Genomic DNA, 12,412 nt, shown 5'->3' on the forward strand with positions numbered 1-12,412 from the left:
GCATCGATGGCCCTAGATCCGCAGCATTAGGAGGGCAACTAGGCGAATCAGGAGGCAGTGGTGACGGTGGTCGAGCAGGTCGGCACGACCTACGCGAACTTTCTGCCGGCCGACGCTCCCGTGCAGTACCTCGACCCGGCAGGCCAGCCGACCGGCAGCCCCGCGAGATACCCTCGTCCGTCCGACCAGCGACTGGTCGGCATGTACCGAAACATGGTGCTGGGGCGTCGTTTTGACGAGCAGGCGACGGCGCTGACCAAGCAGGGCCGGCTGGCGGTGTATCCGTCCGCGCGAGGCCAGGAGGCCTGTCAGGTCGCTGCCGCAATGTCGCTGCGGGACGAGGATTGGCTGTTCCCGACCTACCGCGATTCGATGGCGTTGGTCACCCGGGGGGTGGATCCCGTCGAGATCCTCAGCATGCTGGCTGGTGACTGGCACTGCGGCTACGACCCGGCACGCCTCCGCACTGCGCCGCAGTGCACACCGCTGGCCACTCAGCTCCTGCACGCGACCGGGCTGGCGCACGGCCAGACCCGCAAAGGCACCGACGCCGTGGTGCTGGCGCTCTGCGGAGACGGCGCGACCAGCGAGGGCGATTTCCACGAAGCGCTGAACTTCGCGGCGGTCTTCGGTGCGCCGGTGATCTTCCTGGTACAGAACAACGGGTTCGCGATCAGTGTGCCTCTGGCGCGCCAGACGGTGGCACCGTCGTTGGCGCATAAGGGGATCGGATACGGAATCGGCAGTGAGCAGGTCGACGGCAACGATCCGGTCGCGATGCTCGCGGTGATGGACGAAGCGCGCAACTACGTGCTGGACGGCAACGGCCCCGTCATCGTCGAAGCGCACACCTACCGGGTCGAGGGGCACACCAATGCCGATGACCCGACCCGGTACCGGACCAACGACGAAGTGGCGCACTGGCGCACCAGGGACCCCATCGCCCGGCTCGACACCTACCTGCGCGCCGACGGCCTCATCGACGACGCGCACGTCAACGCCGTCGCCGCCGAGGCCGAAGAGCGCGCCGCGGCGCTACGAGCAGGGATGAACACCGAACGGCTCACCGACGCCGACGACCTCTTCCGGCACGTGTTCGCCGAACCGAGCAGTCAACTGCGCGAACAACAACGGCAGCTGCGAGCCGAATTGGCCGCCGAGGCCGGGGAGGGCTCACCGGCATGACCATGCTCACCATGGCGCAGGCCCTCAACACCGCCTTGCGTGATGCACTCGGCGACGACGAATCGGTGTTGGTCTTCGGCGAAGATGTCGGCGAGCTCGGCGGAGTGTTTCGGGTCACCGACGGCCTGGCCAAAGCATTCGGCAGGGATCGGTGCTTCGACACCCCGTTGGCCGAATCGGGGATCATCGGGTTCGCCATCGGCTTGGCGATGGCCGGTTTCCGGCCGGTGGTGGAGATGCAGTTCGACGCCTTCGCCTACCCGGCGTTCGAGCAGATCGTGTCCCATGTCGCCAAGCTCAGAAACCGCACCAGGGGAGCACTGTCGGCTCCGATGGTGATCCGGATACCGTTCGCCGGCGGTATCGGCGGGGTCGAGCACCACTGCGATTCCAGTGAGGCGTACTACGCGCACACCCCCGGGCTCAAAGTTGTTGCCCCGGCTTCGGTCGCAGACGCCTACAGCCTGTTGCGGCAGGCCATCGACGACCCCGATCCGGTGGTGTTCCTGGAACCGAAGCGACTGTACTTCTGCCGCGCCGACGTCGACCTCGAGCGCGGCGCCCCGATCGGACGAGCGCGAGTCCTCCGGGCGGGGCGCGACGCCACGATCGTCGCGTACGGCCCTGCGGTCGATCCGGCGCTGGCGGCCGCAGCCGCGGCCGCCGACGACGGGCGCGACATCGAAGTAATCGACTTGCGATCAATCGTTCCGTTCGACGACGAGACCGTCGCGGCATCGGTACGCAAGACCGGGCGATGCATCGTGGTGCACGAGTCCCAAGGATTCGCCGGCGTGGGAGCCGAGATTGTGGCCCGCGTGCAGGAACGCTGCTTCCACTACCTGGAGGCGCCGATGCTGCGCATCTGCGGATTCGACATCCCCTACCCGCCACCGAAACTCGAGCGATTTCACCTGCCCGGATGCGATCGGATTCTCGACGCGCTCGACCGTTTGCAGTGGGATGACCGCATCGAGATCGTCGCCTGAAGGAAAAGGAGTAAATCCGTGCTCACTGCAATCGGATCGTTAACGTTGATGCTAGTGCTCGTGCTGCTCCCGCTACTCATCCCAGCGCTCGTCACCATCGGACACGCCGTCGGCGCCGTACGGTTCCGCGAACCTCAAATCAGTCCCGCGGCGGAAACGGCGCCTTAGTGACCGACCAGACGTTTCTGCTTCCCGACCTCGGCGAGGGCTTGACGGACGCCGTCATCGCGGAGTGGCGAGTAAAGGTCGGCGACGCCGTGACGGTCGACCAGGTAATCGTCGAGGTCGAAACCGCCAAAGCGGCCGTCGAGGTACCGGTCCCGTTCGCGGGCACCGTGATTGAACTGCACGGCGAGGTCGGTTCGACTCTGGCCGTGGGCACTCCATTGATCACCGTGCGCGCCGAGGAGCGGGCCGGCTCGGGCAATGTACTAATCGGCTACGGGACCCACGAACCCGATCGTCCTCGTCGACGCCGCACGCCGGCGGTCGCGACGAAGGTGATCTCACCAGTGGTCCGTAAGTTAGCCCGCGACAACGGTGTTGACGTCACAAGCCTGCCAGGCACCGGCTTCGGCGGCGTCATCACTCGAGCAGACGTCGAACGCTCCCTCACCCAGCCCGAAACCAGCAGTCACGACGAACACCGCACCCCAATCACCGGCGTGCGCAAAGCCATTGCCGATAAACTCTCGACCAGCCGTCGGGAGATTCCCGATGCCACCACGTGGGTCGACGTCGATGCCACCGCGTTGCTGGACGCCAGACAGTGCATCCAGGACGCGGTGGCGCGCAAGGTCAGCCTGCTGGCCCTGCTGGCCCGGTTCGCCGTCGCGGCGCTGCGGCAGTTCCCCGAACTGAACTCATCGGTCGACACCGCGGCCACGGAAGTCGTTCGCTACCGGCACGTCAACCTCGGAATCGCGGCTCAAACCCCGCGTGGACTGATGGTGCCCGTTATCGAAAACGCCGACCAGCTTGACCTACTGAGGCTCTCGGATGTATTGACCGAAACAACGGCGATGGCCCGAGACGGCAAACTGCCACCCGCCCGGCTGACCGGGGGGACATTCACCCTGAACAATTACGGCGTCTTCGGAGTCGACGGATCCGCCCCGATCATCAACCATCCCGAAGCAGCACTCGTGGGTATCGGCCGGATCATCGACCGGCCGTGGGTGGTCGAGGGCGAAGTGACCGTGCGGAAAATGACGCAAGTGTCGCTGAGCTTCGATCACCGGGTTTGCGACGGCGGCACGGCCGGCGGATTCCTGCGGCTGTTCGCCGATTTCATCGAGAACCCGATCGCGGCGCTGGCGCGGTTGTGATGACTGATTCCGACGTGCTGATTCTCGGCGGCGGTTCCGCCGGCTACGCCTGCGCGTTACGGGCCAGCCAGCTGGGGCTCTCCGTGACCCTGATCGAGGCCGACCAGGTTGGTGGCACCTGTTTGCACCGCGGCTGCATTCCCACCAAAGCGCTGCTGCATACCGCTGAAGTCGCTGACGTGACCCGCGCCGCCGAATGTTTCGGTGTGCACGCAATTTTGGCCGGCATCGACATGGCGGCAGTGCACGACTACAAACAGTCGGTGGTCAACCGGCTACATACCGGACTGACCGGGCTGATCGATCGCCGCGGCATCACCGTCGTGCCCGGTATGGGCCGCTACGTCGGTAACCGCACCGTCGTCGTCGATGGCATTTCCTACACCGGGGGCGTGGTGGTGCTTGCCACCGGTTCGGCTCCCCGAGGCATCGCGAACATCCCGATCGGTGACCGGATCATCGACAGCGATCACGCCCTGCAGCTATCCGAAATCCCACGGACCGCGATCGTGCTCGGCGGGGGCGTGATTGGCGTCGAGTTCGCCAGCATGTGGGCGTCATTCGGCACAGCAGTGACGGTCCTTGAAACCATGCCTAGGTTGCTGCCGGGCGAGGATGAGTGGACCTCGAAGACGCTCGGACGGGCTTTGCACCGGCGGCGTATCACCGTCAAGACCGGCGCCACCGTCATCGGGGCAACGCAGAACGACGGTGGGGTAGCAGTGGAATTGGCTGATGGCGAGGTCATCGAGGCCGAGGTGCTGTTGGTCGCTGTCGGCCGTGAGCCCAGAGCGGCCGGGTTCGCCGAGGCCGGAATCGACATGGATCGCGGGTGTGTGACGGTCGATCATCGACTGGCGACCAACCATGCCGACGTTTACGCGGTCGGCGACCTGGTGGCCGGCCTGCAGTTGGCGCATCGCGGATTCGCGCACGGCATCTACGTCGCCGAGCAGATCGCCGGCCAAAACTCGGTGCTGACGCCGGATTATCTGATTCCGCGGGTGACCTACTCACACCCGCAGGTCGCCTCGGTTGGACTCACCGAGGCGACGGCGCGCGAGCAATACGGTGACGTCACCACACTTGTCTATGACCTCGGCGGCAACGGCAAGAGCCAGATCCTGCGAACGTCGGGCGGAGTCAAGGTGATTCGACGCGGCTCAGCTTCGGGCTGCGGGCCCGTGGTCGGGGTGCACATGGTGGGTGATCGCGTCGGCGAGCTGATCGGAGAGGCTCAGCTGATGGTTGGCTGGGAAGCATTGCCGACGGACGTTGCACCGCTTGTGCATGCCCATCCCACCCAGAACGAGGCGCTGGGCGAGGCGATGCTGGCATTGGCCGGCTCGCCGCTGCATGCCTAGCGCGTTGAGGCTCATTCGGCGAACAGCGCCATCGACGCGGTGAATGTATGCAACGAGTTGCCCCCCCTCAGCGTTGATTGGGTGTCGTGTTGCCGGATGTTCGTTTGGCGACCCGGGGGAGCGTCGGATTCTGTTGGCAGCGCCGCCCTACTGAGCTATCCCGGGCCCGTACGCATGCCCACCATCTGTGCAGCACGAAGCAGTTCGTCGTCGTACGCGACAAGGACATCCGCGCCGACGCGCATGGCGACCGTGAGGTGGATGGCATCAAGCGTGCGTAATCTGCCTGGCGCATTCGGAGCATCGTCGACGTCGGTCGAGTCCAATGCCACCAGGTTCACCAACGACAAGAAATCCTCTGCCGCGTCGATACCGATCTCTGGTTGGCGGTTGGCCTGGCAGAGGATTTCGGTCCGCAACAGAGCCGACGACACGATCGTGTGCCCCTGCTTCGCCAACCGATCGAGGTATTGCTGGGTATGCCGGGTCAGGGGCGCGATATCGGGATCTGGTGCAATTGTCAAGACCCGCAGCGCGGCCGAGGTATCCAGGTAGGCGATCACTCGCCCCGCATCTCAGACAGCACATCGAGCGCGTCGCGTTCTGACCGAGACGCGCGGATGTCGGAGAACCGCCTGGCCCTGCCCGGCCGCGCCACGCGCACCCTGCCGGCCGCGACCAGACGTTCATAGGGAGTCGCGGCGGGCGGGATCAGCACCGCCACAACTTCGCCATGGTTGGTCACCTCGATGACCTGGCCGTTCTTGACGTCATCGAGGATCTGTGACGAGTTGTTGCGGAGCTCGCGGTGCGCAATCCTTCGCACGACACACCTCCCTTCATCACGCGTAGCAATCGTAGCAGTCATCACCTTGGCTCGCGCTCAGTCAGGTAGCCCGCACCGCCGAGTGCCGCCGAACTCTGCTCGACCCGACCCGAACACGGTTGTCTGGGATGCTGAGCGAAGAGCGGAGCCACCGTTCGTCCCGCAATGCAGGGAGGCGCATGTACAGGTTTATCGCGATCGTCGCCCTCGGTGTTGTCGCCGTGCTCGCGGGCGTGGCCATGGAGGTCACCTCGTGGGCATGGTTGTGGTTGGCGCTACCGGCCGCGCTGTTGTTCGCCGTCGGCCTTTACGACCTGGTCCAGCCCTGGCATTCGGTGTTGCGCAACTACCCCGTCCTGGGGCACATGCGGTATCTGTTGGAGGCGCTTCGGCCCGAGTTGCAGCAGTACTTCATCGAACGCAACTTCGACGGGCGCCCCTATGACCGCGAGCGGCGATCGATCATCTATGAACGCGCCAAGGGCATCCACGGCGAGCAGGCCTACGGCACCGAGCGCGACATCGAGGAGGTGGGCTATGAGCACCTCGCGCACTCCGTGGCGCCGGTACCCGTGCCCGATGAGCCTCCTCGCGTGCTGGTGGGCGGGCCCGACTGCGGCCGCCCCTACTCGATGGCGTTGCTCAACGTCTCGGCGATGAGCTTCGGTGCGTTGTCGGCCAACGCCATTCGCGCGCTGAACAAGGGTGCGGCGCTGGGAGGGTTCGCGCACGACACCGGGGAGGGCGGCCTGACCCCCTACCATCTGGAAAACGGTGGAGACCTGGTGTGGGAGATCGGGTCGGGCTACTTCGGCGCCCGCACCCCCGATGGTCATTTCGATCCGCGGCAATTCGCCGACAAGGCCTCGCATCCGAACGTCAAGTGCGTGTCACTCAAACTCAGTCAGGGCGCCAAGCCCGGGGTGGGCGGTGTCTTGCCGGCCGCGAAAGTCAGCGACGAGATCGCCCGCTACCGCGGTGTTCCGGCCCACGAGAAGTGCGTCAGCCCCGCCTTCCACTCCGCCTTTTCCACGCCCCGCGAGCTGATCCGGTTCATCGCCCGCATGCGCGAGCTCGCCGATGGCAAACCGACGGGTTTCAAACTGTGTGTCGGCACCCGCATCGACATTCTGGCGATCTGCAAGGCGATGCTCGACGAGGGCACGACCCCGGATTTCATCATCGTCGACGGCGCCGAAGGTGGCACCGCGGCTGCGCCCCTGGAGTACGAAGACCACGTCGGCATGCCGCTCACCGATGGGCTGATGACTGTGCACAACGTGCTGGTCGGCACCGGTTTGCGAGACAGGATCAAGCTCGCCGCCAGCGGAAAGGTCGCCGGCGCCACCGACATCGTCAAACGACTCATTCAGGGTGCCGACTACACCAACGCTGCGCGCGCCATGATGATGGCCGCCGGCTGCATCCAGGCCCAGCGCTGTCATACCAACACCTGCCCGGTTGGCGTGGCGACCCAAGACCCCAAGCGGGCGCGGGCGCTGAACGTTGCGGACAAGAGCCTGCGCGTGCAGCGCTACCAGGAGGCGACGGTCAAGCAGGCGATGCAGATGATGGCCTCGCTGGGCGCCCACCAACCCGACGAACTCGCACCGCACATGCTGCGCAAGCGCATCGCTCCGTCCATCGTTCGGTCCTATGCAGAGTTGTACGAGTGGCTCGAACCCGGCCAGCTTCTCTCCGAGCCTCCCGAGTCGTGGGCCGCAGCCTGGTCGGCATCGAGTGCCGACACGTTCGTGCCCGCGGTGTCCACGTGACGCATAGGTCAACATGCTCGCACCGGTCGGTCTGACCCTTGATGTCCGACCAATCCAAGGTCCACGTGCCGCGGGCGACTAAGAAGGTCAAACGCGTTCCCATTCGGCGAACAGCGCCATCGACGCGGTGAAGGTGTGTAAGGCGTTGCGCCCGGCGATCGGGCCGATCTCCCCGCCGGCGAAGAACCCGGCCAGCGGAATCCCGCCCAGTAGGTCGGCGATCGTCGACGCATCGTGATCGGGGACGCCGAACATCCGCCGCCCGCGTCCGGTGCAGGTGAACAACAATCCGCCCACGGGACGCCCGGGGAGCTGCACCAGAGCCCGCTCGACGGTCTGGTGCAGGTCGTTATTGGCCCCTGCCGCGTCTCGGACCTGGAACTGCACAGTGGCGCCGACCTCGACCAGCTCGCCGACCTCGATCGCCCCGCTGGCCGGATCGGCGCCGAGCAGGCCGCGGATCAAAAAGTCACCCTGGCCGGGCGCCGCCAGGTGCTCGTCGCCGACGATCCCGATCCCCAGGCCGGTGCTGACCAGCTCTTGCTCGTCGCGCGGCAGCCCCTCGACGATCTCCTGCAACCGCTGCAGCGGCGTCCGGCCGCCCAGCTCGGTGATCACGTCGTCTTGGGCGGCGGTGACGATGTAGGGGTGACCGATCGGCCGGCAGCCCTGCGACACGACCGGGACCGCCAGCGCGCCGGGTAGCCGCACGCCGACCAGCCCGGCGGTCAGCACGTCGCGGTCGCGGAACAGGCGGGTCTCGCCGGGTCCCCGCCCGCCGCTGACCACTCCGCCCACGACGGAAGTGCCCGGCAGGTCGGCATTGAGGTGCTCGATGAGCAGATCTGCCGGGAACGTGTAGGGGTCGGGCAGCAGCAGATGCAAATCCGTTGCGGACCGGTCGAATTGGTAACCGGCGAGCAGCGCACCCGAGCCGGTGCGCACGAAGTCCAGCTCGAACGTTTCGGCGGGCAGCTCAGACGCCAGCCACACCACTACCGCGGGCTGGTCCTCCATCTCGTGGCGGCCGGCGACCACCGTCTGGGCCACGCACCCGATCAGCGCGGGCGGCGCCAGCGTCTCCTGCACCGCGGCCAAGACATCAGCGGCCTTGTCGGTGTGGGATCGCGAGGCGAGTAGCACGGCCAGCGACGGCGCCGCACCACCTAGCTCGTCGCGTGCCTGTGCCGCGGCTCGCACCGCGGCCTGCCGCGCGTCGGGCACGATGGAAACCCCGACTCCGATTCGCATCCCCCCATGATGCGCCGTCCGCGGCTAAGCGGTGGTCATGGTCGGTTCGGGGACGACAATGATGAGAGTGTTCTCAGCACAACGGGAGTTCATGGCGTACGGCCCGTCGTATTGGGCCGTCATCGCTGTGTTCGCGCTCGGCGCAGCGCTACTTGTCTGGGTCGGGCGCTCGCAGACCGAATCGCAAGCCCGGCGTCTGGGCCGCATCCTTGCGGCGGTGACGGCCGCGATATACGGCGCAATGCTGGTCTATTCACTGCTGCCGCCCACCATCAGCGAGTCGGTACCACTTCGCCTGACCGATCTCGCGACCATCGCGGCGGTCTGCGCGTTGTGGTCGCAGCGAGATTGGGCCTACGCACTCACCTACTACTGGGGCCTCACCTTGAGCACACAGGCGTTGATCTCACCGGTGCTGAAGAGTCCGGACTTCCCCAACTACGAGTTTCTCGCTTTTTGGGCGATTCACCTGCTTGTCGTCTGGGCGGCCATCTATCTCACGTGGGGCCGGAGAAAGCGGCCCACGTGGCGCAGCTACCGCTTTGTAGTGGTCGTCACGGTTGTTTGGGCAGCAGCTACCTTCACCTTCAACAGCATCGCGGGAACCAATTACGGCTTCCTGAACGGAAAACCGCACACCGCGTCCCTATTGGACGTATTGGGCCCGTGGCCGGTGTATGTGTTGAGTGCAGCGCTGCTCATACTCGTCGTGTGGGCTCTGATGACCTGGCCCTGGGAACGAACACAACGCTTGGTTCAGCTCCCGAGCGGTCGCTTCGCACGGTGGCGTAACCGCCTTACGTGAAGTGTGGTCGCGTGGTCGCGACTACCTGTCGGGGTCAGGCGCTTAAATGCATTCATGGTCTTTGCGGTTGTAATACAGGTGTATCTCGCCTGGCGTTTATATCCCTACTGATATAACATGGACATCGATCTGAAGCCCATCAGATGGCTCGGTACAACTCGTGATGACCTCCGCCAGCAACGTCCGTCCATCCGGTACGAGTTCGGCCAGCAGCGCCGTCGGTCCCGGTACGTACGAGATACGAGTGCAGGATGCCGACGGCATTGCGCGGCTTATGTACGTCGCCAAGTTCCACAACACGATTTGCATCCTTCACGTCTTCACGAAGAAGTCGCAGAAGACACCGAAGACGGATATCGACCTCGCCAGGAAGCGCTATCGAGAGGCAAGAGATGGCTGACAGCGTGTTCTACGATCTCGCTGAGACCCCAGAGGAGGCGGCCAACCTCACCGCGCGCGGCATGCTCATGATCGCGCTCGAGCAGCGGATCAGGGAAGAAGGTTGGACGCAGACCGACGCTGCCGCGCGTCTTCATGTGACCCAGCCCCGAGTTTCGGACCTCCTCAACGGGAAGATCAGCAAGTTCAGCCTCGACGCGCTGGTCAACATGCTCCAACCAGTTGGCCTGACACTCGATGTCCGACCGGTTGAACGTCCACCGGTACGGGCAGCGAAGAAAGCCAAAGGCCTCCCTGCGAATCGTCCAACCCGGACCGTGTCGAGCAAGCGCAAAGCGCTCAGCGCGCACTGACCAATGGCCGTAACCCCGACGCAGACGGTGGCATTGAAAAGTCGCTCATAGGCGGGCATTTCGCATAGTGGTCCGGCAACGTAACTAGTGTGACAGACGTGACCAAAATCAACCCGTGAGTGCGTCTATGCGGTAGCGGCTAACAGTCCACGGCGGAGTGTCGCGGATGGGCGTGATGGTGACCGTGATGCGGTCCTTGCCGGCCGTGAGCGACTCAGGTGCCAGGAACGTGTCCTCGAGCCAACGGTGCAAGGTGTTGCTGCGCGGCTGTAACCAGATCCCGGCGGGCATTCCGTCGATGGCAACGTCTGCTGCTTGATAGGCGGTTGCTTGGTCCGACGTGCGGCGCAGCAGGACACCGTGGTTGTCCGGACGGATTTGGGCGTCGAATGTGATCGGCGACAGTGTGGTTCGAACTAACCCGGCAACGGGGCGGGTGTCGTCGCTTCCCTCGTACGTGCTGACCAGCAATCGATCGGTGGCGCCGTCGTCGGTGTAGATGTGCAGGATTCGGCTCACCGGATCGCTGGGGTAGACATCGTCACTGAGCGTGGTGGTGTCGTTCGGGTGGGTGTAGAGGAATGCCGTTGAGCTGTAATTGGGTTGAACCATGTTGCGTTTGCCGTGCTCAATGCCGAATCGCAGTGCGGAGTGGTAGCCGATGGCGTCGGCGAACATGAGCCGATAAGCGGCGACACAGTAGCCGGCGCATCCGCCGGTGGCCGTGCGTTGATCGGGTTGGCCGGTGAATGGGGCGCTGAACCGCGTGCCGCCCTTGAAGTACCAGCCGCCCTCGTAGAAGTCCTCGGTGCCGGTGCCATACCACTGCGGAGACGCCGAACCGTCGGTGTACACGCGTTCGGCTCCTTCGAGAAAGTACGGGGCGTCAGCGCTGAACGCCGTTTGGATCCCCGAACCACTCATGGTCTGGCTGACGCCGACGAACTTGCCGTGACCCTGTTCATCGGCGAACACCCAATCCTGATCGGGCAGCGTCGCACCGGCATGCGAGCGTGCGGTGAAGTAGCCGGCGCGTCCGCGCTCGAGCGCGGGTGCCCATTGCGGGTCGGGTGTGGTCACGACGTCGCTGTCGATCCCCGACACGGGGTCGCCGGTCGTGTTGACCAGCCTGATGTGGGCGGTGCGGGCGAACGGCATGGGCCACCACTCCGACAACGACAACGACCCCGTGGGTTGTGGGACCGCGGCAAACATCAGCGATTGCACGGTCGTGACGCCCAGTCCGGCGCCGAAGAATTCGCCAACTGGCGAGTCGACCATGGTTTGGCCGTCGAACTCGATCTGAAGCCGCACGCCGGCCAGATCCGTCGACTCCGACAGTTGCAGCCGCAGCGCCGAAATCGTGCCCGGCCCAGTGGATTCCGCGATCATCGATGCGGCATTGGCGGGGAGCTCGATGAGCCGATTGGTATGTGTTGCGGTAGCTGGTGCTGGTTTGGGGTCGAGGGTGCCCGCGGCCCGGAGGGTCGCAAGCACATCGAGCGCGGGATCGGCAGCCGAGAAAGTGGTGACATCGTCGGCGGTGGAAAACCGGCGATAGTCGACGTGGTAGTACTCCAAATTCGATGCGACGCTGATCCGCATCGACTTTCGGTACGGCATCGGCACCTTGATGTACACGCCGCCCGGCGACTGCGCAGCGTTTGCCACCAGCGGCCACACGAATGGCGCACCCAGCGCGCCATCGACCACCGATTGCAGTGGCGCGTCGATTACCGTCTGCCCATCCAGCTCGATGCGCAGCGTGCCGATCGCGCGCACATCGCCGCCGTCGCGGGTGAACCAGATCGAATCCACCTCTCCGGCACCGCGATCCTCGGCGATGACGCAGCCGGCACCACCGGATGCCAAACATCCGCCGGTGCCGTTTCGGTTACCGGTGGAAATATCGAAATCGCCGCCGCTTCGGTCGAAGCTCGACACCTGCAGTGTCTGTGTGTCGTCGCTGAGGTACGGCAACCGATCCAGTCGGCGATAGGTGTCCCAGCCCACCAGCCTTTCGCTGGGTGTTGCGATAACCGGCTCGGCAGGCGCTGGGGCTGCGGCAACAACACCGGTCACCCCGAGCAGCAGTAATGCGACGATCGCAGACAACGCCCGACCAGCCACCGGCACA

Annotated in this window: 12 protein-coding genes; 8 read left to right on the plus strand and 4 right to left on the minus strand. The window is 65.1% G+C overall.

The features are described from left to right. Nucleotides 1-60 precede the first annotated feature (60 nt). The 4 genes from pdhA (at nt 61) to lpdA (ending at nt 4,866) form a co-directional block, all read left to right on the plus strand. Nucleotides 61-1,185: a pyruvate dehydrogenase (acetyl-transferring) E1 component subunit alpha gene (gene pdhA / locus AC5Y5W_RS08695; protein WP_500009893.1), complete on the plus strand. Its 1,125-nt coding sequence runs from the start codon at nt 61-63 to the stop codon at nt 1,183-1,185. Beyond that, nucleotides 1,182-2,174 (plus strand): alpha-ketoacid dehydrogenase subunit beta, encoded by a 993-nt coding sequence (locus tag AC5Y5W_RS08700; protein ID WP_500009891.1) that lies wholly within the window; start codon nt 1,182-1,184, stop codon nt 2,172-2,174. Before pdhA ends, AC5Y5W_RS08700 begins: the two co-directional genes overlap by 4 nt. A gap of 167 nt (nt 2,175-2,341) precedes the next feature. Next, nucleotides 2,342-3,502, plus strand: coding sequence for a dihydrolipoamide acetyltransferase family protein (locus tag AC5Y5W_RS08705; protein ID WP_500009890.1), 1,161 nt, complete (start codon nt 2,342-2,344; stop codon nt 3,500-3,502). After that, on the plus strand, nt 3,502-4,866 hold the full coding sequence (lpdA, locus tag AC5Y5W_RS08710; protein ID WP_500009889.1) for a dihydrolipoyl dehydrogenase: 1,365 nt from the start codon (nt 3,502-3,504) through the stop codon (nt 4,864-4,866). Before AC5Y5W_RS08705 ends, lpdA begins: the two co-directional genes overlap by 1 nt. A gap of 155 nt (nt 4,867-5,021) precedes the next feature. Here lpdA and AC5Y5W_RS08715 read toward each other — a convergent pair whose 3' ends face one another. Together AC5Y5W_RS08715 and AC5Y5W_RS08720 are read right to left on the minus strand one after the other, a co-directional pair. Beyond that, on the minus strand, nt 5,022-5,429 hold the full coding sequence (locus tag AC5Y5W_RS08715; protein WP_500009887.1) for a type II toxin-antitoxin system VapC family toxin: 408 nt from the start codon (nt 5,427-5,429) through the stop codon (nt 5,022-5,024). Continuing rightward, nucleotides 5,426-5,692, minus strand: coding sequence for a type II toxin-antitoxin system Phd/YefM family antitoxin (locus AC5Y5W_RS08720; protein WP_499895523.1), 267 nt, complete (start codon nt 5,690-5,692; stop codon nt 5,426-5,428). The genes AC5Y5W_RS08715 and AC5Y5W_RS08720 overlap by 4 nt, the downstream gene beginning before the upstream one ends. Before the next feature lie 179 nt (nt 5,693-5,871). Between AC5Y5W_RS08720 and AC5Y5W_RS08725 the strand changes: the two genes are divergently transcribed. Beyond that, complete coding sequence (locus AC5Y5W_RS08725; protein WP_500009886.1) at nt 5,872-7,467, plus strand: FMN-binding glutamate synthase family protein; 1,596 nt, start codon at nt 5,872-5,874, stop codon at nt 7,465-7,467. An 87-nt stretch (nt 7,468-7,554) separates the two neighbouring features. On the opposite strand, the gene AC5Y5W_RS08730 is transcribed toward AC5Y5W_RS08725, so the two are convergent. Next, nucleotides 7,555-8,718: an FIST signal transduction protein gene (locus AC5Y5W_RS08730; RefSeq protein WP_500009885.1), complete on the minus strand. Its 1,164-nt coding sequence runs from the start codon at nt 8,716-8,718 to the stop codon at nt 7,555-7,557. 58 nt (nt 8,719-8,776) lie between these two features. Here AC5Y5W_RS08730 and AC5Y5W_RS08735 point away from each other — a divergent pair, with 58 nt between their 5' ends. The 3 genes from AC5Y5W_RS08735 to AC5Y5W_RS08745 all read left to right on the plus strand — a co-directional run bounded on the left by AC5Y5W_RS08735 (nt 8,777) and on the right by AC5Y5W_RS08745 (nt 10,275). Then, the gene (locus AC5Y5W_RS08735; RefSeq protein WP_500009884.1) at nt 8,777-9,523 is read left to right on the plus strand and encodes a YwaF family protein; all 747 of its coding nucleotides are present in this window, start codon (nt 8,777-8,779) and stop codon (nt 9,521-9,523) included. A gap of 163 nt (nt 9,524-9,686) precedes the next feature. Beyond that, the gene (locus AC5Y5W_RS08740; protein ID WP_500010015.1) at nt 9,687-9,923 is read left to right on the plus strand and encodes a type II toxin-antitoxin system RelE/ParE family toxin; all 237 of its coding nucleotides are present in this window, start codon (nt 9,687-9,689) and stop codon (nt 9,921-9,923) included. Further along, a complete protein-coding gene (locus AC5Y5W_RS08745) occupies nt 9,916-10,275 on the plus strand; it encodes a helix-turn-helix domain-containing protein (RefSeq protein WP_500009882.1) in 360 nt (119 codons plus the stop codon). The genes AC5Y5W_RS08740 and AC5Y5W_RS08745 overlap by 8 nt, the downstream gene beginning before the upstream one ends. Before the next feature lie 108 nt (nt 10,276-10,383). On the opposite strand, the gene AC5Y5W_RS08750 is transcribed toward AC5Y5W_RS08745, so the two are convergent. After that, nucleotides 10,384-12,381, minus strand: coding sequence for a glycoside hydrolase family 172 protein (locus tag AC5Y5W_RS08750; protein WP_500010014.1), 1,998 nt, complete (start codon nt 12,379-12,381; stop codon nt 10,384-10,386). Nucleotides 12,382-12,412: the final 31 nt, after the last annotated feature.

This window comes from Mycobacterium sp. NGS51, from assembly GCF_059812525.1.

Excerpts from the sequence above, each read along its gene's own strand:
- AC5Y5W_RS08700 (WP_500009891.1), top strand. The coding sequence starts at position 1,182 with ATGACCATGCTCACCATGGCGCAGGCCCTCAACACCGCCTTGCGTGAT.
- lpdA (WP_500009889.1), top strand. The coding sequence starts at position 3,502 with ATGACTGATTCCGACGTGCTGATTCTCGGCGGCGGTTCCGCCGGCTAC.
- AC5Y5W_RS08725 (WP_500009886.1), top strand. The coding sequence starts at position 5,872 with ATGTACAGGTTTATCGCGATCGTCGCCCTCGGTGTTGTCGCCGTGCTC.
- AC5Y5W_RS08730 (WP_500009885.1), bottom strand. The coding sequence starts at position 8,718 with ATGCGAATCGGAGTCGGGGTTTCCATCGTGCCCGACGCGCGGCAGGCC.
- AC5Y5W_RS08735 (WP_500009884.1), top strand. The coding sequence starts at position 8,777 with ATGATGAGAGTGTTCTCAGCACAACGGGAGTTCATGGCGTACGGCCCG.
- AC5Y5W_RS08740 (WP_500010015.1), top strand. The coding sequence starts at position 9,687 with ATGACCTCCGCCAGCAACGTCCGTCCATCCGGTACGAGTTCGGCCAGC.
- AC5Y5W_RS08745 (WP_500009882.1), top strand. The coding sequence starts at position 9,916 with ATGGCTGACAGCGTGTTCTACGATCTCGCTGAGACCCCAGAGGAGGCG.